Origin of the sequence: Enterobacter vonholyi, assembly GCF_040834095.1 — a bacterium.
GTDB lineage: Bacteria > Pseudomonadota > Gammaproteobacteria > Enterobacterales > Enterobacteriaceae > Enterobacter > Enterobacter vonholyi.
Genome location: NZ_CP162152.1, coordinates 2316309 through 2336352 on the forward strand (window position 1 = coordinate 2316309; position 20044 = coordinate 2336352).

A 20044-nucleotide genomic window follows, 5' to 3' on the forward strand; every position below is an offset into this window, starting at 1 on the left:
TACAATGAAAACAGTAAAAATCAGTGCGCTCAGCGCCGCTATTCTGCTCGGCAGCTTTGCCTCAACGTCCGCGTGGGCCGCTGACGGTGAAACCGTGGTCATCGGTCTGGCAGGCCCGCTGACCGGCCCGTCTGCCCGTATCGGGAAAGATCTGGAGAACGGCGCGCAGCTGGCCATTGACGACATTAACAAGCAGCACCCGACCATCGGTGGCAAAGCGGTGACCTTCAAGCTGCAGTCCGAAGACGATCAGTCCGACCCGCGCACCGCCGTAGCCGTCGCACAGCGTCTGGTGGACAGCGGCGTGGCGGGCGTGGTCGGTCACTGGAACACCGGCACCAGCATTCCAGCGGCCCGCGTTTATCACGATGCGGGCATCGCACAGGTGGCACCGGTCGCGACCGGTCACGCCTATACCAAACAGGGTTTTGACACCAGCTTCCGCGTGATGGGCCACGACGATGACGGCGGCCAGCTCGCCGGCCAGTACGCGGTGAATACCCTGAAAGCCAAACGCATTGCGGTGATCGATGACCGTACCGCCTTTGGTCAGGGACTGGCGGACCAGTTCATTAAATCGCTGGAAGCACAGGGCGTGAAGGTTGTCGATCGTCAGTATGTTGATGACAAAACGGTGGACTTCAGCGCCGTGCTGACCGCCATCCGGAGTAAAAACGCCGATCTGATCTTCTTCGGCGGCGTTGACAGCCAGGCCGCACCGCTGGCGCGTCGCATCAAACAGCTGGGCATGAACGCCACCCTGATGGGCGCAGGCGGATTTGTCAGCCAGACGTTCCTGCAGCTGGCGCAGAAAGAAGGCGAAGGCGTGGTGGCGCTGGAGCCGGGTCTGCCCGTTGACCAGATGCCGGGTGGAAAGGCATTCGAACAGGCCTATCAGTCCCGCTACCACACCCATATCGAACTGCACGCCCCGTTCGCCTATGACGCTACCCGCGTGCTGGTTGCGGCAATGGAAAAAGCAGACTCCGTTGAGCCATCCGACTATCTGCCAGCCCTGCGCGCCATCAGCTATTCCGGCGTCACCGGACAGATCGCGTTTGATAAAGAAGGTAACCTGAAATCGCCGTCGTTCACGGTCTATAAGGTCGTTGACGGCAAATGGCAGCCGCAGACCGTGCTGGGCGGCGCAAAAGCGAAGTAACGCAGCGAGGCAATGTGATGAGTGATAATAACGAGCTGGGCATCCTCGCCCGCCGCAAAATTGAAGCCGAAATTATTAAGCCAATTTATGAAATCCTGGTGCGCGAGATAGGGAAAGCCCGCGCCCAGGCGGTGATTGGCGAGGCTATCGAGCAGGCCGCAATTGACGCAGGCAAAGCGTTTGCCAGCAAAGAACCCAACGGCGCGGACGTAAAGAGCTTTATCGCCCTGCAGTATCTGTGGGAGAAAGATAATGCCCTGGAGGTCAAGGTGATCGACGCCGACGACCAGCAGTACAACTACAACGTCACCCGCTGTCGCTACGCGGAGATGTATCACGAGATGGGGCTGGGCGAGATTGGTCACCTGCTCTCCTGCGCGCGCGATGAAAAATTTATCGTTGGCTATGCGCCCGACGTAGAGCTGACCCGCACCACCACCATCATGCAGGGCGGTTCGTGCTGTGATTTCCGCTACCGCAGCACTAAGGACAAGACATGATCCGCGTCAACGCCGAAAGGCTGTGGTCAACGCTTGAGATGATGGCGCAGATCGGCGGCACGCCCGCCGGTGGCGTCACCCGTCTGGCATTGAGCGAGGAAGATCTTATTGCGCGCAACCTGCTGCGCGACTGGGCGCTGGATGCCGGTTTTACCTGTGACGTCGACAGCATGGGCAATATGTTTATCCGTCGCGCCGGGAAAAACCCGCAGCTTGCCCCGGTCATGACCGGTTCGCACCTGGATACCCAGCCGCTGGGGGGGAACTACGATGGTGTTTACGGCGTGCTGGCCGGGCTGGAGCTGCTGCGAGCCCTTAACGATAATAACGTTGAGACCGAGCGTGACGTTGTGCTGGTGAACTGGACTAACGAAGAAGGCGCGCGCTTTGCGCCAGCCATGCTCTCATCAGGGGTCTGGACGGGACAGTTTAGCGAAGCCTACGCCCATGCCCGCGCGGATATCGACGGTATCACCGTAGGTGAAGCGCTGGAGAGCATCGGCTACCGGGGTGAAGCCCCTGCCCGCGCGTTTCCGGTTCACGCCTGCTACGAACTGCACATCGAACAGGGCCCGATTCTGGAAGATGAAGCCATCGATATCGGGTTAGTCCGCGCGGCCATGGGTCAGCGCTGGTTTACCCTGACGCTGGACGGATTTGCCGCCCACGCGGGCACCACGCCGATGCACAGCCGCCGCGACGCGCTGACCGCCTTCGCCGAGCTGGCGCTGAAGGTGGAAGAGATTGGCTATCGGCATGCACCGGACGGGCGTGCGACGATCGGTATGGCGCAGGTTACGCCAAACTCGCGCAACGTCGTGCCGTCTCGCGTGGTATGCAGCGTGGAGTTTCGCCATCCGGCGCAGGCGGCGCTGGAAGCCATGGAGGCGGCGCTGCATAAGGTGGCTGAAAGCCTGAGCCTGCGCGGCGTGTCGGCTCTCGTTGAGCGCATTTTTGACTACGCGCCCATCGCGTTTGATGCCGAATGCCTGGCGCGTTCGGAGAAGGCCGTGGCGGAACTGGGCTATTCGTCGAAACCGATGGTCTCGGGTGCGGGACACGACACCTGCTATGTCAGCAAAATTGCGCCCGCCAGCATGATCTTTATCCCCTGCGTGAAAGGCGTCAGCCATAACGAAGCGGAGAGGATCCTGCCTGAGTGGTCGGAAAAAGGGGCGAATGTGCTGCTGCATAGCGTCCTGTCCGCGGCCCAGGAGAGCTAGAACGGCGCGAGCGAAACTAGACGGCAACGCGGCGGCTGATTTCAACCACCCGATCGCTGGGAAGGTGGTAGTGGTTGATGACGTGCGTGCAGTTGCGCTTCATGAAGGCAAATATGTGCCGTTGCCAGGCCGCCATACCGGCCCCGCCTTCGCCAGCCACAATGGTTTCATGCCCGACATACCAGGTGGCGTCATCGGTGGCAAAAAGCGCGTTAATCTCGCTAACGCCCTGCAGCAAACGCGGGATATCAGGGTGTTCCATAAAGCCATACTGCGCAACGCCGTGCCAGTAGCCCGGCGCGCGCTGTTCCACCCTGATACGCTGCTCTTCCCCGACGTAAGGAACGTTGAGAATATCAATGGTCAGCGACAACACGTCCTGCTGTAGCGCCCGGTTTCGCGCGACGTGCCAGCGCATCACCGGCGGGATATTGTTCTGCGTGCGGGTCAAAAAGACGGCAGATCCCGCCACCCTGGGCACCGTCTTTTGCTGAAGCTGGGCAAAGAACGCGTCCACGCTGACGCCCTTCTCGCCCACCGATGCGGATACCGCCTTAACGCCGCGGTGCCAAATCAGCATCACCGTACAAATCGCTGCGGCCATCAGCAGCGGTATATAGCCGCCTTCCAGGACCTTTATCAGATTGGCAAATAAGAATGTGGCATCAATTACCAGAAAACAGAGGGCGATAACCGCGCTGCTGGCCAGGCTCCAGCGCCACACTTCCCGCATCGCCACAAACAACAGCCCCGTAGTCATCAGCATGGTTAATGACACGGCAATCCCGTACGCCGCTGCAAGCTTATCTGAGGATTTAAAGAACACCACCAGCCCGATGGTTACTACCATCAGCAGCCAGTTGATTATCCCGATATAAATCTGACCGTAGCTTTCTGCCGCCGTCTGCTTGATGCGTAATCGTGGTAGCCAGCCGAGCTGAATCGCCTGACGCGTCATGGAAAAAGCACCGGTAATAATCGCCTGACTGGCGATGATCGTCGCCAGCGCGGCAAGAATGATGAGCGGTACCTGCAAGGCTGGCGGACAGAGCGTATAGAATAGATTTTGTTTGCTGTCGGCACCGGCCAGAATCAGTGCTGACTGACCAGCATAGTTGAGCAGCAGCGAAGGAAAGACGATGCCGTACCAGGCAAGCCAGATGGGCTTTTTGCCAAAATGCCCCATGTCTGCATACAGGGCCTCGGCCCCCGTCACGCAGAGAAATACGCCGCCCAGGACCAGGAAACTGGTGTACCCGTTTGAAAACAAAAACGCGATGCCGTACGCAGGATTGAGGGCCAGCAATACCGAGGGGTGCTGAACGATCCCCCGCACGCCCAGAGCCGCAATCGCCAGAAACCACAGCGCCATCACTGGGCCAAATATCTTCCCTATGCGGGCGGTACCAAAAGGCTGGATCAGGAACAGCGCCAGCAACACCGCCACCGTCAGGGGTAATATGTACGGCTGGGACTCCGGAATGACCATCTCCAGCCCTTCCAGAGCGGAAAGCACGGAGATGGCCGGGGTTATCGCGCCATCTCCGTAAATTAACGCGGCGCCGATGAGGGCAGCAAAAATGACCCAGCGACCGCCTTTGCCTTTTTCCACCAGAAGCGACATCAGGGCCATAATGCCTCCCTCACCATGATTATCAATTCGCATGGCGAAGGCGGCATACTTGATGGAGGTCACCAGGATAAGCGTCCAGGTAATAAGAGAGAGCAGGCCCAGGATGACGCCTGGCGTAGGGTCATGCTCAGAGAGCGACAGCACCGTGCGGAAGGTATAGAGCGGGCTGGTGCCGATATCACCAAAAACAACGCCCAGCGCGCCACCTGCAAGCAGGGTTAACCGGGAGAGAGGTTGTGACGGTTCACTGCTGTGGCGCGGGCTCATATTTTCCAGCAAGAGTCAGATAATCCTGTAAAAAACATAGCCCATCTGCCCCACCCGCGCCAACCGCGCGCCCTGTATTACTGCGGCTTGGCCTTCGCCAGGCTAAACCAGATCCCCACTGCCAGCAACAGCAGCATTCCGCCCGCGCTGCCCAGCGCCACGCTGTGGGAGGTAATAAACGCGCTTTTCGCCGCCTCAATCACCGGCTCAGCCAGATGCGGCGTCAGGTTCTGCGCCACCTTCATCGCTTCACCAATCGATGACGAGGCTTTGTCGACGAGCGAGGCGTTCAGCCCCTGCGGCAGCTCAATCGACGCCGAGAAGCTGCGGGTCAACAGCAGGCCAAAGATCGCAATCCCCAACCCGGCCCCCAGCTCATAGGACATGGTTTCAATCGCCCCTGCAGCGGCGGCTTTCTCCTTCGGCGCGGCAGCCATAATTGCCGAGGTCGAGGCCAGCAGCGCGCTGGCGGCACTGAAGCCGAGCAGCACCATCAGCCCCCACGCCTGCCACTGCTGCGTGCTGAAGTCGAGCGTCGACAGGCCGATAAAGCTGACGGCGCTAAGCCCCATGCCGCCGGCCGCGACGATGCGTAGCCCCAAACGCCCAACCAGCACGCCCGCGATCGGCCCGCTGAACCCGCTGGCGACCATCACCGGCAGCATAAACATGCCCGCTTCAAACGGCGTAAAGCCGTGAACAAACTGCAGCTCTTGGGCCATCAGCAGCTCAAACCCGACCAGGGCAATCATGGCGGTCATCGCCATCACCACGCCGCTCAGAATGATGCGGTGACAGAACAGGCGCATGTCGATCATCGGTACGCGGGCGCGAAGCTGAATACGCACAAAGATAAACAACAGCACCGAGCCGCTCACCAGCGCGGAAGCTACCAGCCACGGCGACAGCGCGCCTTTTAGCGCGGTTTTGGCGCTGTAGACCAGCAGTAAAATCGCCACAATCAGCATGATGGCATGGCTGATATTCAGCGGCTGCTCCGGGCGTCCCTGCTGAGGAGGGACAAAACGCGCGGCCAGCGAAACCACCACCAGCACAATCGGCACGTTGATTAAAAACACCGATCCCCAGTAAAAATGCTCCAGCAGCATACCGCCGATCAGCGGGCCAAACGCCGCCCCGCCGGAACCGACCGCCGCCCAGACGCCGAGCGCGATGTTGCGATCTTTCGCGTCGGTAAACAGCGTGCGGATCCCCGCCAGAGTGGCAGGAATGATCATTGCAGCACCGATCGCCAGCGAGGCGCGCGCCGCGATCAGCCATCCTGCTGAAGGGGCAAACGCTGCCGCCAGCGACGACAGGCCAAACAGCGTGCTGCCAATCATGAGCAGTCGTTTAAAACCAATCCGGTCACCCAGGGCGCCCATCGGCAGCACCATACCCGCCATCACCAGCGAGTAGATATCGATGATCCACAATAATTCGTTACCGCTGGCGCCCAGCGTCATGCTCAATGTTGGCGCCGCCACGTGCAGCACCGTCGCGTCAATCGCGACCGGGATATACACCAGCACGATAATCACTAACGCTAACCACTGACGAAACATAAATTTCCTTTTCATTTTAAACCTGGACACATGTCCAGATTGCGATCCTACGTAAAGTTGAACGCGTGTCCAGCTTTTTGTTACACTCGTTTCGTTCCCATTGAGAGTGAGTAACGATGCGATATCTGAGCAAGGATGAACGGCGCGAAGCCATCTTACAGGCCGCCATGCGCGTGGCGCTGGCCGAAGGACTGGCGGCAATGACGGTACGCCGCGTTGCAGCTGAAGCCGGGGTTGCGACCGGACAGGTTCACCACCATTTTACCTCCGGCGGAGAGCTAAAATCGCTGGCCTTCGTACGGTTAATTCGCGAGCTGTTGGATGCGGATGTCGCGGGTAAACAGGCGGGATGGCGGGAGCAGCTTCATGCCATGCTCGGCAGCGATGACGGCAGGTTCGAGCCCTATATTCGCCTGTGGCGCGAAGCGCAGATCCTGGCCAGCCGCGATGCCGATATCAAAGGCGCCTATGTAATGACCATGGAGATGTGGCATCAGGAAACGGTGGCGCTGATCGGCGCGGGAACGGAGGCCGGGGTATTTCGTCCTGGCGATCGGGCAGAAAATATCGCCTGGCGCTTGATTGGCCTAGTATGCGGTCTTGACGGGATGTATATCTTAAACATGCCCGAAATGGATGAAACCGCGTTTAACAATCATCTGGATAAATTAATCACCCTCGAGTTATTTACTCCCCCGTCTCAGAAGTGAAGTTGTCGGGGGCCAACAGCCCCCTCTTTGCGCATTATTTCCCGGCCTGAGGATGTGTATCAAAGCCCGCCATTATCGCCGTTAGCTCCGCCAGGGAAAATCCGTGTTTTGCATCGTCAACGCCCAGTCCAAAGCGTTCCTGCATCAGCTGGTAAAGCGCCTCGGCATCCGGCAAATGGATCTGCTCCTCCACATGGCCATTCTGCCAGTGGGTAAAGTTGAAGTTGGTCAGCGTCAGCTTGCCGCCGTCCGGCAGATGGCGACACATCAACAGATGATGACGGAAATGCGACTGCGGCCAGTGCGCCGACCAGAAATTCCCCATCACGTAATCGCTGAAATACTGCGTAGTCAGGTCAAACTGGTACATCGACTGCCAGTGCTCGTGGTGACGGAACTGCAGCACCCAGTCGTTGCCCTCGCTCAGCAGACGGTACAGCCCGTGCGGAGTCTCCTGTTCTTCATTAGCGAGCAGGCGAATCGGCGCCGTCAGCGTCTGGCCGCCAAACCCGACATCGGCTATCCAGCGCTCACCGTTAAGCTCAACCAGCAGCAGGCGATGCGTGCGCGGCGGCATTTGCGGCGGACTCGCTAATACCACGCGTCCCAGCACGCTGCGCACCGTAAATCCGACCTCACGCAATACGCGCTCGAACAGGCCGTTTTGCTCAAAGCAGTAGCCTCCGCGACGTGCGGTGACCAGCTTGTCAACGAGGCACCGATCGTCAAGCTGGATTTCGCGCGGCAGAACGACATCGATATTCTCAAAAGGGATCGCACAGTTGTGATGTAAATGCAGCGCGCGCAGGGTATCGATATCCACCCGTGTCGGCTGCGTCCAGCCGATGCGGGCGAAATAGGCGGTCAGGAATGGGGACATGCATCAGTTTCCTTTAATTGTGATGTTCTGTTTATAAACTAATTTTACCCACTCACTTTGATTTACGTGCTTTTTCGCCATAATCATCGGTGTAGATGAGGAGATCCTATGAGCCACTTTCGCCCTGTTGAATTACGTCATGCCAGCCGTCTGCTGAACCACGGCCCTACTGTGCTTATCACCAGTCGGGATGAAAGCCTCGACAGACGTAACGTGATGGCCGCCGCATGGTCAATGCCCGTTGAGTTTGAGCCGCCGCGCATCGCGATCGTCGTGGATAAAAGTACCTGGTCACGCGAGCTGATCGAGCGCAGCGGGAAGTTTGGCATCGTCATCCCCGGCGTGGCGGCGGCCAACTGGACATACGCGGTCGGTAGCGTCAGCGGGCGCGATGAAGACAAATTCAACTGCTACGGGATCCCGGTGGTGAACGGCCCTGCGCTCGGCCTGCCGGTGATTGAAGAAAAATGCCTGGCGTGGATGGAGTGTCGGTTACTACCCGTCACCTCTGCGGCAGAAAAATACGATACGCTGTTTGGTGAAGTGGTTTCAGCGGCAGCCGATGAACGCGCGTTTGTCGCCGGACGCTGGCAGTTTGACGGGGATAAGCTGAATACCCTGCATCATCTTGGGGCCGGGACGTTTGTGGCGAGCGGGAAAATGGTGAAGGCGCTGGATTGAGAAAACCCTCCCCCAATTGGGAGAGGGTGACCGTATTACTTCGCACGACGCGCAATAATTTCATCCGCAACATTCCGCGGGGCTTCCGCAAAATGATGGAACTCCATCGTATACGTCGCGCGTCCCTGGGACATCGAGCGCAATGTCGTGGCATAGCCAAACATCTCTGCCAGCGGCACGTCAGCGCGAATAATCTGGCTTCCGTACTGCTCCGCCATCCCCTGCACCATACCGCGACGGGAAGAGAGATCGCCCATGATGTTACCGGCGTACTCTTCCGGTGTTTCCACCTCCACATGCATGATCGGCTCAAGGATCACCGGGTCCGCCCTGCGGGCGCCCTCTTTAAAGCCGAGGATCGCCGCCATGCGGAACGCCATCTCCGAGGAGTCAACGTCATGATACGAGCCAAACGTCAGCGTCGCTTTGACGTCTACAACCGGATAGCCGGCCAGCACGCCGCTGTTCATCGCTTCCCGCAGCCCTTTCTCAACGGACGGAATATACTCGCGCGGAACCACGCCGCCCTTAGTGGCATCTTCAAATTTAAAACCACTTCCAGGCTCCAGCGGCTCCAGGCTCAGCACCACATGGCCGTACTGCCCTTTGCCGCCGGACTGACGGACAAATTTGCCTTCGATATCCTTCACCGTTTTACGCAGGGTTTCACGGTAGGTTACCTGTGGGCGGCCAATGTTCGCCTCGACGCCAAACTCACGCTTCATGCGGTCGACGATGATCTCAAGATGTAGCTCACCCATCCCGGAGATAATGGTCTGGCCGGACTCTTCGTCAGTATGCAGGCGGAAAGATGGATCTTCCGCCGCCAGACGCTGCAGCGCGATCCCCATTTTCTCCTGATCGCCTTTGGTTTTCGGCTCAATCGCCAGCGAAATCACCGGATCCGGGAACTCCATGCGCTCAAGCGTAATGACGGCGTTCGGATCGGTGAGCGTGTCACCGGTGGTCACATCCTTCAGCCCAACGCAGGCCGCGATGTCTCCGGCGCGCAGTTCGTCCACCTCGTGACGATCGTTGGCATGCATCAGCACGATACGCCCGATACGCTCTTTCTTCCCTTTCACCGGGTTATACACCGCGTCGCCTTTACGCAGCACGCCCGAGTACACGCGGATAAAGGTCAGCTGACCAACGTACGGGTCGCTCATCAGCTTGAACGCCAGGGCCGAGAACGGCTCATCATCGCTCGGATGACGCTCCGCGTGCTGCCCTTTTTCATCCACGCCATCAATGGCCGGCACGTCCAGCGGCGACGGCATAAGCTCAATCACCGCATCGAGCATGCGCTGCACGCCTTTATTTTTGAACGCGCTGCCGCACAGCATCGGCTGGATTTCGCCCGAGATAGTGCGAATACGCAACCCTTTGATGATTTCCGCTTCCGTCAGGTCGCCCGTTTCCAGGTACTTATCCATCAGTTCATCGCTGGCTTCCGCAGCCGCAGAGACCATTTTTTCACGCCACTCCTGGGCGGTGCTGACTAAATCATCCGGCACGGGCGCATAGGTAAACACCATGCCCTGCGTCGCATCGTCCCACAGAATAGTGCGCATCTTGATGAGATCCACCACGCCGGTGAAACGATCTTCTGCGCCTACCGGGATGACAATCGGCACCGGATTGGCCTTCAGGCGTTCCTGCATCATCCGCACGACGCGGAAGAAATCGGCACCCGGACGGTCCATTTTGTTGACGAAGGCCAGACGCGGAACGTGATATTTATTGGCCTGACGCCAGACGGTTTCCGACTGCGGCTGCACGCCGCCCACGGAGTCATACACCATCACGGCGCCGTCGAGCACGCGCATGGAACGTTCCACCTCAATGGTGAAATCCACGTGCCCCGGGGTGTCGATGATGTTGATCCGGTGCGGTTCATAGCCTCTGTCCATACCCGGCCAGAAGCAGCTGACGGCCGCGGAGGTAATCGTGATCCCGCGCTCTTGCTCCTGCGCCATCCAGTCAGTGGTTGCCGCGCCATCGTGTACTTCACCCAGCTTGTGGCTCATCCCGGTGTAAAACAGGATGCGCTCAGTGGTGGTGGTTTTACCGGCATCGATATGCGCGGAGATACCGATGTTGCGATAACGTTCGAGAGGGATGGGTCGGGGCATGATATTTCCTTAAGTCTTATGACTTGTCTGTGACGACCAGGATGGTCGTGCATTCGTTCGTTTGCTATAATAGTCCTATTGTACGAGTATTATCGAACTATTTTTTAGCGGTTGACCTATTGTTGATATAGCTCAATCTGACGCCAAACGCAGGAAAACGATGATCCCAAACCACCCTGAAACTGAACAAATATTGCTGGAAAATGTGCTGTTTGCCCTCGGCAATCCGCTCCGGCTGTCGATTATTCGCCGGCTCGCCGATGGCAGCGAACTCAGCTGTAACGCGCTGCGTCCGGAAGACGTGGTGAAGTCCACGATGACACACCACTGGCGCGTTCTGCGCGACAGCGGCGTTATCTGGCAGCGCCCGCAGGGGCGGGAGAACATGATTTCGTTGCGAAGAGAGGATCTGGATGCCCGTTTTCCAGGGCTGATGGAGATACTTTTACAGGCCAAATCATAAGGACATGCCTGTTTTTTCCTGAAAAATGCCCCGTACATATTTGAGGGGGGCATTACGTCAGCGAAGGGATTTATCTAACCTGCATACGATATTCAATCATTCCACTTTTCTTCGCAATCCAGTCGTACAATCGTTGCCCGCGATAATTGGCTTCATGCGTATGCCAGTAAAGGTGGCTGGCGTGATGTTTTCTCGCTTCTCTCTGAACATATTCTATTAGCTGTTTGCCAATGTGTTTGCCCCTTACGGCTTCGCAGACGTATAAATCTTCGAGGTAGCAGTAATCGCTCTCAGCCCAGGTCGAGCGGTGAAAAAGATAATGCGCAAAACCCACTATGTCTCCATTACATCGTGCTACCACGCAGAATAGCGGCTCAACGGGGCTGAAAAATCGCTGCCAGGTTCGTTGAGTGACGGCCCCAGAGAGGTCGACATTATAAAATTCCTGGTATTTACTCCACAGTGGCATCCAGCTTTCAAAATCATGTTCTTTAACTGCCTCAATTGTCACGCTCGTATTATTCATATTGCCTCTTTGGTCACCCGTTTATTCGTTTCAGGAAGAGTGTATTCGCTGAATGGCACGTTTTGCCCCGCCAATTTTCATCATGAAGGCAGACCAATTTTTCATCCTGCTACAGGCACTATTGCTTTAGAATCAAGAGACGCAGAGGAAAAGTGGACAACGTAATGTTTAAGCACGCGCAGCTAGAAACGGTTAAGGCATGGATTATCGACCCCGCTAACGGATCGCTACCGCTTCATGAAAGGATCAAGAGAGCAATACGGACGCTAATACTGGAAGGGGTATTATCTCACGGTAAGGCCCTTCCTGCCTCACGCGCTCTGGCGGCTTCTCTCAGCGTTTCCCGGGATACCATAGAAGCGGCCTACTCCAGCCTGCATGCCGAAGGTTTTATTGAGAGACAAACAGGCAGAGGGAGCTTCGTCTCTTCCAGCGCGCGTTTTTTAAAACCTCGTCCCCGGCAGCATCAGCCAACCGCTGAGATACGAAAAGCAAAACTCAGCGTCCGTGGAAAGGTCATCTATGAAAGCGGCGGGATCCGCGAATTTTCCTCCCCTCGCCCCCTTGCGCCCGGCATTCCTGAAACCCGCATGTTTCCCATTTCGATCTGGGAGCGTCTTCAGCGACAGGTGCTGAAGGAGTTTCAGCACCAAGCGTTAGAGCAAAGTCCACCCCAGGGTATAGAGCGCCTGCGACGGGCAATTGCGGAATACGTCAATCTTGAGCGCGGGACGCGCGCGAGGGCGGAACAGGTCATCGTTCTGACAAGTTCTCAACAGGCGCTCGCGCTCTGTTCCCACGCGCTGATGGACGCCGGTGATGGCATTGTCATTGAAGATCCCTCCTATCAAGGGGCACACAAAGCGTTCAACGCTGCAGGGCTTCGCTGTATTCCGGTTCCTCTTGATGAAAAAGGCATCTCGGTTGACGGGCTTAATTCTCTGACCGAGCCAGCCAGGGCGATCTACCTGACGCCTTCTCATCAATACCCTACCGGGGTGACGCTCTCTCTTGACCGACGACTGGCAGTTATTAAATGGGCAAACCGTTACGGAGCCTGGATCATTGAGGATGACTATGACAGTGAGTTTCACTACGAAGGCAAGCCTATGGCCAGTCTTCAGGGGCTTGATACGTACAACCGGACAATTTATATAGGCACGTTCACCAAGTCTCTGTTCCCTGGGCTACGTATTGCCTACACGATCGTCCCCTCAGAACTGATAGAGCCCTTTACCATGGCGAGGACGTTAATGGATGGCCACACCGCCTCAATAACCCAGCTGACGCTGGCTAAATTTCTGGAGGGGGGCCATTTTGGCGCCTATGTTCGTAAGATGCGGAGTATTTACGTTGCTCGTCGAGACGCGCTGGCAAGTATGATGGACGAATATCTCTCCGAATATGTTACCTGTGAAACGCCTGCGGGCGGAATGCAAATGCCTTGTCACCTGAAGCACGGAATATCCGAGAAAGAGATAGCCACCGCCGCCCGCCGCGCGGGTGTTGATATGCTTGGGCTTACCGATTTATATGCAGGTCCCCCCGCGTCCACCGGTTTTTTGATGGGATTTGCAGCTTACACGGAAAGGGAAATAGAAGACGCTGTGAAAAAACTGGCCGCAATTTTCCATCATGTTTGATGCCGTCGACGGGTAAGAGACTGACACTCATTCCGGGCGAGCAAGGCTATAGGCTGGGATCCGCCGGGTTGTTTTGGTGAGCGTATCAAACACCTCGGCGTTGGACGTCACTATCCGCATCCCTGTTTTGCGTAGCCGTTGTACATCGGCCGCGATACGCTGAATGCCAAACCAGAAAAGCCCGTCGAGCGCGGTTACAGACAGCCCGTTTTCCAGCGCCAGCTTGAGGCGTTCCTTTGGGGCTTTAACCTGCTGGGCAATTTGCCGGTAAGGCAGTTCGTTACATCCTGTTGCGTCACTACGATGGATACGCGTTTTCAGCTGATAGGTAAACTCGTCAGGTATGCCGTCCAGATCCCTTTTAAGGCTATAGACGCAGCCAAAGCGCTTGCCGTTAAACAGAACATTTTTCTGGCTGAGCTGAAGCTCTTTTCTGACAGCGTCAATCAGCTGGGGCGCGCGGGTGAGGAGCAGCCTGAACGGCAGCTCGAAGCTGGTGACGTAATCCACATTAAGCAGCGCGAGACGCAGACGATCCTCTGCACCGGACTGTTGCTCACGGCACTCCTCCAGCACCTCCGCCCACTGGCGCGTCAGGCGCTCCGGTTCGGCGGCTTCGGTCAGGAGATATTTTTCAATCTGATAATCAACTCTTCCGGTCATCGTGTGGTATCCCGTCGATGTGGCTGCGGTAATTCTATACAGCGCGGGGATATTTATAAAGGACTGAACCGCAGCGACACTCTGTAAATGTCGTTGCGATTCAGTATCCTGACATTTCGGATCAGTGCGCCATAATCCAGCCCATCAGAAGCGTGGCGAAAATCACCGTCGACGCGCCGCCGATGCGGGTGGCGATCTGCGCGAACGGCATGAGCGACATCCGGTTAGACGCGGACAAAATGGCCACGTCCCCCGTTCCGCCCAGCCCGCTGTGGCAGCAGGTCACAATGGCCGCTTCCACAGGATACATATTCAGACGCGACGCAATAACGTAGCCGCTCAGCGCCATCGCAATCACAACCGAACCGCATACCACCACGTATCCCACCGAGAAGACCGACACCACGCTCTCAAGCGGCACGTATAACATCCCGAGGCCGATCATCAGCGGCCAGACCAGCGCAGCCGAGACGAATTTATAGCAGCTATGCGCGCCCTGCTCCATTGAGGCCGGGATCACCCTGAAGTATTTACACAGAACGGCAATCAGGATCATCAGCACCGGGCCGGGAATGTGCACCAGTTTTTCAAACAGTCCGCCGACGATGAAAAACGCGCACACCATCAGTAACCCGCCGCCCATCAGATGAAAATCCGTCTGCTGCGTGCTTTGCGCCCCGGCAAACAGGCTGGCGTCGTCTTTACTCCGCGTGAGCATGCCATTTCCCGAGAGCGCAGGACGTTTCGCGCCGAGTCGCGCCAGCGAGCCCGCACAAATAATGGCGAAGATATTCCCAACGACCGCAGCGGGTGCCAGCTGCGCAACGTAGACGTCAGGCGTCTGCCCCAGTATTGCCGAATAGGCCAGGGACAGCGGCAAAATCCCCTCGCCGATCCCGCCGCCAATGATGGGCACAATGATGAAGAAGAAGGTGTGGTAAGGCGTATAACCAAACAGTGAGCCCACAATGAGGCCGCTCAGCACGGCCATGCATGTTCCCGCCACCAGCGGAACAAACATGCGCATCATCCCCTGGATCAGCAGCACCCGATTCATCCCCAGAATGCTGCCGACTACCAGGCAGGCGATGACGAAATAGAGCAGATTCGCCTCTTTCATCAGCAGATGCACGGTATCAAGGGTATGTTTCCCGAATACGCCAAAATAGACCAGCACGGAGGGGACCATCAGGCACAGGATCGCCGGGCCGCCGATATCTTTAAGTACCGGGATTTGACGCCCGACTTTGGCAAAGGCGAAACCGAGGGTCATGATGACCGCGAGTCCACCTATCATATTTTTCGGCAGCAGCCCTGCCCAGGCGGACGTCGCCACAATGGCGGCAATCCCGACGAACAGCATCAACGGGACCGTGCCCACCTCGGTATTATTGAGCCCAAAGGCAAAACGCGAGGTCGACAGTTCTGAAGTCGGTACAGGATTATCTTTCATATAATCACCTGAATTTATGTTCGGATAAACAGAGAAAGGAATAACTGAAACTATTCCTGATACGAATAAATGTTCTTAAATATAAATAAAGACTTAGATGGCCTTTTCTAAAAACAGGCTCGCGATGAAATTATCATGGACCTGCGGGTAGAAATGTGAACAATCTGGCTCTTTGCTTTTAAATAACTTAATTCATCATTAAGTAACTAAAGTTATTTATAACGACTAATGTTGCTTTCTTGCGTCTTATCAATATTTGACGAAAGTATTAGTTATCCAACTAATGCAATCTTTTTGAAATTAATAAAACCAGAGAGAGTGTGACCCTTGTCACTCCTGTCCTGCTTTCTAAGCGCTAGATTAGCGCTGCAATAAAACACATAAAATACCCTACAGGAAATACTATGCCTTCATTACTATTACAGTCACTGTTTCCGCTCGTCTTTATAATGTTACTTGGATGGCTAAGTGGAAAGCTGGGATATTCCCGGCGTGAAGATGCAAACGTCATGGCAACCGTGGTGATTCGTTTCGCCCTTCCTTTCCATCTTTTTATCGGTGCATTGCATACCGATCCCAATAAAATTAAGAACCTGACCTTTATGGCCGTTTTAGTTGTCGGTTTAATGGGGTCGTATTTACTGACGCTATTTATTTCGCGCTACGTTTTTCGCCACGATATCAAAACCAGCGCCATTCAGTCTCTGGTTTGCGCCTTTCCCGATATGGCCTACTTTGGCGCTCCGGTCCTGGCGGTCTTGATTGGGCCGGAAGGATTTATCGGCGTGCTGATTGGCAATATTATTACCAGCGTTATCATGATCCCTCTGACTATCGTCCTGATTCGTATGGGTGATAAAAACGGTCATGACGGCCTGGAGGCGCTGCACCCGGGGGCGATGATCGTGCAAAACCTCATCAAGGCGGCACGCAATCCTATCGTCTGGATCCCGGTCTCCGGCGTATTGCTCAGTCTGGCCGGCGTGCAAATCCCTGCTATTCTCAGCATGCCTATTGAGATGGTTGGCAAAGTTTCAGGCGGACTGTCCCTGTTTGCCCTCGGCCTGCTGTTTTACGGCGAACGTCCAAAACTGAACGTGCAGACATTTACCAATATCAGTATTAAAAACTTAATTCAGCCAGCAATGATGGCCGCCGCCGGGCTCGCCTTTGGCCTGAGCCATACCTTACTACAGCAGGTCGTAATTATTGGCGCAACACCTTCCGCGATTGCGGCGGGGATGTTTGCGTTGCGCAGCGATACCTATATTGATACCGCATCCTCTTCCATATTAATTGGCACGGCCATCGGGGTCGTGACCGAAGGCATCATGATTTATTTAATCTCTTAATCTGTTTTGTTAAAAAAATTCAGGAGTTAACCATGTCCAGGAAAGAAGTTCTGTACACCCCCTATAACGGTGCCGTATTGCTGGAAAACCCGCTACTAAATAAAGGCCTCGCATTTATTAAAGAAGAGCGTGATAATTTTAATCTGCATGGATTATTGCCGCATAACGTTGAAACCATTGAAGAGCAAACCGAGCGCGCCTGGGTGCAGTTCTGCCATTTTAAAAGCGATATTTCGCGTCATGTTTACCTGCGAAATATTCAGGACACCAATGAAACTCTCTTTTATAACCTCTTGCGTTCGCATCTGAAAGAGACGTTACCGATTATCTATACCCCGACGGTCGGTGAAGCCTGCGAGCATTTCTCCACGATTTATCGACGCGCGCGCGGCCTGTTTATTTCATGGCCTAACCGCCATCGTATTGATGAGATGCTGCAAAGCTTTTCGCGCAACGACGTTCGCGTGATAGTGGTAACGGACGGGGAACGTATTTTAGGGCTTGGCGATCAGGGTATCGGCGGAATGGGCATTCCAATTGGTAAGCTTTCGCTTTATACCGCCTGCGGAGGGATCCACCCGGCCTCCACTCTCCCGATTATGCTGGATGTCGGCACCAATAATCAGCAACATCTCGACGACCCGATGTACATGGGCTGGCGCCACCCGCGCATCAGCGACGACCAGTACGCTGAGTTTATGGATATGTTTGTCAGCACCGTTAAAGCGCGCTGGCCCAACGTTCTCCTGCAGTTTGAAGACTTTGCGCAGAAAAACGCCACGCGACTTCTCCAGCGCTACCGCAACCAGCTGTGCTGTTTCAATGATGACATCCAGGGCACGGCAGCCATCACCGCCGGTACGCTGATGGCTGCGGCCCATGCCGCGGGTACGCGCATTCGCGATCAGCGCGTGGTCTTTTTGGGCAGCGGCTCTGCCGGGTGCGGGATCGCTGAAAAAATTGTGGCGCTGATGGTGGACGACGGCCTGACCGAGTCCGAAGCCCGCAGCCGGATCTTTATGGTCGATCGCTTCGGCCTGCTGACCGACGACATGACAAACCTGCTCGATTTCCAGAAAAACCTGCTTACCGCGCGCGATGCCGTTTGCAGCTGGCAGGTGGACGCGAAGAATATTTCCCTTCTGGACGTGGTGAAGAACGCGCATCCCACGGTGATGATCGGCGTTTCAGGCCAGCCTGGGCTGTTCAGCGAAGAGATCGTCAAAGAGATGCATCGCCATTGTCCGCGCCCCATCATCATGCCGCTCTCGAACCCGACCTCGCGGGCGGAAGCCCAGCCGCAGGATCTTATCGCCTGGACACAGGGTGCCGCGCTGGTGGCCACCGGCAGCCCGTTCGCTCCGGTATTCTGGGAGAATACGCACTACGAGATCGCCCAGTGTAACAACGCCTATATTTTCCCTGGTCTGGGGCTTGGCGTGCTGGCCTGCAACGCGCGCCGGGTGACGGAAGAGATGCTGATGGCAGCAAGCCGCAGCCTGGCCGCACAGTCTCCACTGGTGACCACGGAAAGAGGCGGACTGCTGCCGCCGGTAGATCAGATTGAAACGGTTTCACGCCAGATTGCCGTCGCCGTCGCCCGGGCCGCCATTGAACAAGGCGTGGCGCCGTCTTTAGATGATGAAACCCTGATGGCGCGCATTGAGAAGACCTGGTGGCAGGCAGACTATGCGCCGTACCGCCGTTCTGCGCTGTAGCGCTGGTCATGCCCTCACCGCACAGGGTGAGGGCATTGCTGAGGGTTTAGTGCTGTACGCCTGAGCGGTCAGAAAATTCGCTGGCGGAGAGAATATCACCCCGTGTAGCCGCCTGTTTCTGGCGAGCATAACGGTCAGGTACACCTTCAGGTCGCGTTTTGAAGCGACGGTGCAGCCACATATATTGTTCAGGCGCCATGCGTACGGCCTGCTCAATTGCCTTGTTCATCTGCGTCGCCACGGCTTCTTTATCGCCGCCCTGCAACGCCTCACTGATATCTTCCAGAATAATCAGCTCGTAGCCGGTGCCATTCGCCCTGCGCCGCGGCACAAAGGGTATGACGGCAGGGTTAGCGCTTTTGACCAGCATATAGCTGCCCGCCGTCGTCGCGGCATCCGGCACCGCGAAGAACGGCACAAACACGCTGTTGGTTTTGCCATAGTCGTGGTCCGGGGCGTACCACAAAATTTCATTCTGCTTCAGCGAACGGATCATTCCCTTTAAATCATGGCGATCGAGCATGGTTTTGTTGGAGCGCAGGCGCCCGCGCGTCTGAAGCCAGTCCAGCAGGGCATTATTATTAGGACGATAAACCCCGATACCGGGGTTAAGCATGCCAAATATCCGCGCGCCCAGCTCAAGCGTCAGAAAATGCATTCCCACCAGCACCACGCCCTTTCCTTGCGCTCTGGCTTTCTCCATGTGCTCATAACCCGTTACGGTAAAGCATTTCCGCACTCGCCATGCAGGCCAGAACCACGCCATCCCGGTTTCGATTACCCCCATTCCTACCGATTCAAAATTACGCTGCAGCAATGACTCTCTCTCCACCTTTTTCATCTCCGGGAAACAGAGCTCCAGGTTGCGGCGTGCAATCTCGACGCGGCGCGGAAGCAGGCGCATCGCCAGTCTACCCAGGCCATAACCGATTCTGAACAGAAGCGGATAAGGGAGCAGCATGATGAGCCACAGAGCCGCAATGCCGGCCCAGCTTAGCCAGTAACGGGGATGAAGAAAGGCGAATGAAAAACGGGGTAATTTTGTCATCAGAAAATTATCCTTTAACGTGTCTGTCCTTAATTGATTCTGTTGAAGATCTTTCCTAAGGATGAATAATATGCCAGTCAGAAACGTTAATTGTAGCGGATAAGACAAAACGCATTTTTATCGATTTTTGCGAAAAACGGGAAATCGAGCCGGGGAGGATTTATTCGCCCCCCGGCAGAAGATCTTACATCGAATACCCGGGCTTCTTAATAAGCTCCTCCAGCTTCGGTCCAATTTCGGTATCCCAGACCTGCGCCTTCCAGTCTTCAGGCGCGATCTGCTTCAACGCCACCGACACGGAACTGTCTTTGCTGTTGAAATGGCGAATAATCACGTCGGCAATATCTGCCGCCAGTGCAGCTTTTTGTTCGTCGTTCAAATCACGGGGAAAACATTTGATATCTACGTGTGGCATGTGCAGG

The 20044-nt window shown here is 56.0% G+C and carries 18 protein-coding genes; 9 read left to right on the forward strand and 9 right to left on the reverse strand.

Annotation, left to right across the window (positions count from 1 at the left end; all coding sequences use genetic code 11):
* The first annotated feature begins 4 nt into the window (after window positions 1-4).
* From AB3N39_RS10960 to AB3N39_RS10970, 3 genes are read left to right on the forward strand one after another with little or no spacing between them, the layout of a single operon-like run.
* A complete protein-coding gene (locus AB3N39_RS10960; protein WP_367896713.1) occupies window positions 5-1162 on the forward strand; it encodes a branched-chain amino acid ABC transporter substrate-binding protein in 1158 nt (385 codons plus the stop codon).
* A 17-nt stretch (window positions 1163-1179) separates the two neighbouring features.
* On the forward strand, window positions 1180-1662 hold the full coding sequence (locus AB3N39_RS10965) for an L-2-amino-thiazoline-4-carboxylic acid hydrolase (protein WP_133294496.1): 483 nt from the start codon (window positions 1180-1182) through the stop codon (window positions 1660-1662).
* Window positions 1659-2885: a Zn-dependent hydrolase gene (locus AB3N39_RS10970; RefSeq protein ID WP_367896714.1), complete on the forward strand. Its 1227-nt coding sequence runs from the start codon at window positions 1659-1661 to the stop codon at window positions 2883-2885. The genes AB3N39_RS10965 and AB3N39_RS10970 overlap by 4 nt, the downstream gene beginning before the upstream one ends.
* Window positions 2886-2901: 16 nt before the next feature.
* Here AB3N39_RS10970 and AB3N39_RS10975 read toward each other — a convergent pair whose 3' ends face one another.
* Entirely contained in the window at window positions 2902-4785 is a 1884-nt protein-coding gene (locus AB3N39_RS10975; RefSeq protein ID WP_367896715.1) for a potassium transporter Kup, read from the reverse strand.
* A gap of 77 nt (window positions 4786-4862) precedes the next feature.
* Window positions 4863-6350: an MFS transporter gene (locus AB3N39_RS10980; RefSeq protein ID WP_367896716.1), complete on the reverse strand. Its 1488-nt coding sequence runs from the start codon at window positions 6348-6350 to the stop codon at window positions 4863-4865.
* Window positions 6351-6466: 116 nt separating this feature from the next.
* On the opposite strand from AB3N39_RS10980, the gene AB3N39_RS10985 reads away from it, so the two are divergent.
* Window positions 6467-7060 carry a TetR family transcriptional regulator gene (locus tag AB3N39_RS10985; RefSeq protein ID WP_115875218.1) on the forward strand — a complete coding sequence of 198 codons (594 nt, stop codon included), beginning with the start codon at window positions 6467-6469 and terminating at the stop codon, window positions 7058-7060.
* 34 nt (window positions 7061-7094) lie between these two features.
* Here AB3N39_RS10985 and nhoA read toward each other — a convergent pair whose 3' ends face one another.
* Complete coding sequence (gene nhoA / locus AB3N39_RS10990; protein WP_367896717.1) at window positions 7095-7940, reverse strand: N-hydroxyarylamine O-acetyltransferase; 846 nt, start codon at window positions 7938-7940, stop codon at window positions 7095-7097.
* 108 nt (window positions 7941-8048) lie between these two features.
* Here nhoA and AB3N39_RS10995 point away from each other — a divergent pair, with 108 nt between their 5' ends.
* On the forward strand, window positions 8049-8621 hold the full coding sequence (locus AB3N39_RS10995; protein WP_252093037.1) for a flavin reductase family protein: 573 nt from the start codon (window positions 8049-8051) through the stop codon (window positions 8619-8621).
* Between the two features lie 35 nt (window positions 8622-8656).
* On the opposite strand, the gene fusA is transcribed toward AB3N39_RS10995, so the two are convergent.
* On the reverse strand, window positions 8657-10756 hold the full coding sequence (gene fusA, locus AB3N39_RS11000) for an elongation factor G (RefSeq protein ID WP_325849256.1): 2100 nt from the start codon (window positions 10754-10756) through the stop codon (window positions 8657-8659).
* A 160-nt stretch (window positions 10757-10916) separates the two neighbouring features.
* Here fusA and AB3N39_RS11005 point away from each other — a divergent pair, with 160 nt between their 5' ends.
* Window positions 10917-11219, forward strand: a complete 303-nt coding sequence (locus AB3N39_RS11005; RefSeq protein WP_045354132.1) for a helix-turn-helix transcriptional regulator — start codon at window positions 10917-10919, stop codon at window positions 11217-11219.
* A gap of 70 nt (window positions 11220-11289) precedes the next feature.
* On the opposite strand, the gene AB3N39_RS11010 is transcribed toward AB3N39_RS11005, so the two are convergent.
* Window positions 11290-11745 carry a GNAT family N-acetyltransferase gene (locus tag AB3N39_RS11010; RefSeq protein WP_047651034.1) on the reverse strand — a complete coding sequence of 152 codons (456 nt, stop codon included), beginning with the start codon at window positions 11743-11745 and terminating at the stop codon, window positions 11290-11292.
* A gap of 164 nt (window positions 11746-11909) precedes the next feature.
* On the opposite strand from AB3N39_RS11010, the gene AB3N39_RS11015 reads away from it, so the two are divergent.
* The gene (locus AB3N39_RS11015) at window positions 11910-13388 is read left to right on the forward strand and encodes a PLP-dependent aminotransferase family protein (protein WP_367896718.1); all 1479 of its coding nucleotides are present in this window, start codon (window positions 11910-11912) and stop codon (window positions 13386-13388) included.
* 27 nt (window positions 13389-13415) lie between these two features.
* On the opposite strand, the gene AB3N39_RS11020 is transcribed toward AB3N39_RS11015, so the two are convergent.
* A complete protein-coding gene (locus AB3N39_RS11020; RefSeq protein WP_367896719.1) occupies window positions 13416-14051 on the reverse strand; it encodes a helix-turn-helix domain-containing protein in 636 nt (211 codons plus the stop codon).
* Between the two features lie 121 nt (window positions 14052-14172).
* A complete protein-coding gene (locus AB3N39_RS11025; RefSeq protein WP_045399995.1) occupies window positions 14173-15504 on the reverse strand; it encodes a 2-hydroxycarboxylate transporter family protein in 1332 nt (443 codons plus the stop codon).
* 404 nt (window positions 15505-15908) lie between these two features.
* On the opposite strand from AB3N39_RS11025, the gene AB3N39_RS11030 reads away from it, so the two are divergent.
* Complete coding sequence (locus AB3N39_RS11030; RefSeq protein WP_143345177.1) at window positions 15909-16856, forward strand: AEC family transporter; 948 nt, start codon at window positions 15909-15911, stop codon at window positions 16854-16856.
* Between the two features lie 32 nt (window positions 16857-16888).
* Window positions 16889-18574 carry an NAD-dependent malic enzyme gene (locus tag AB3N39_RS11035; protein ID WP_136194929.1) on the forward strand — a complete coding sequence of 562 codons (1686 nt, stop codon included), beginning with the start codon at window positions 16889-16891 and terminating at the stop codon, window positions 18572-18574.
* A 46-nt stretch (window positions 18575-18620) separates the two neighbouring features.
* Here the strand turns inward: AB3N39_RS11035 and AB3N39_RS11040 are convergent, their stop codons facing one another.
* Both AB3N39_RS11040 and pptA read right to left on the reverse strand, forming a co-directional pair.
* The gene (locus AB3N39_RS11040) at window positions 18621-19622 is read right to left on the reverse strand and encodes a Kdo(2)-lipid IV(A) acyltransferase (RefSeq protein ID WP_133294509.1); all 1002 of its coding nucleotides are present in this window, start codon (window positions 19620-19622) and stop codon (window positions 18621-18623) included.
* A gap of 184 nt (window positions 19623-19806) precedes the next feature.
* On the reverse strand, window positions 19807-20037 hold the full coding sequence (gene pptA / locus AB3N39_RS11045) for a tautomerase PptA (RefSeq protein WP_008501760.1): 231 nt from the start codon (window positions 20035-20037) through the stop codon (window positions 19807-19809).
* Window positions 20038-20044 lie beyond the last annotated feature (7 nt).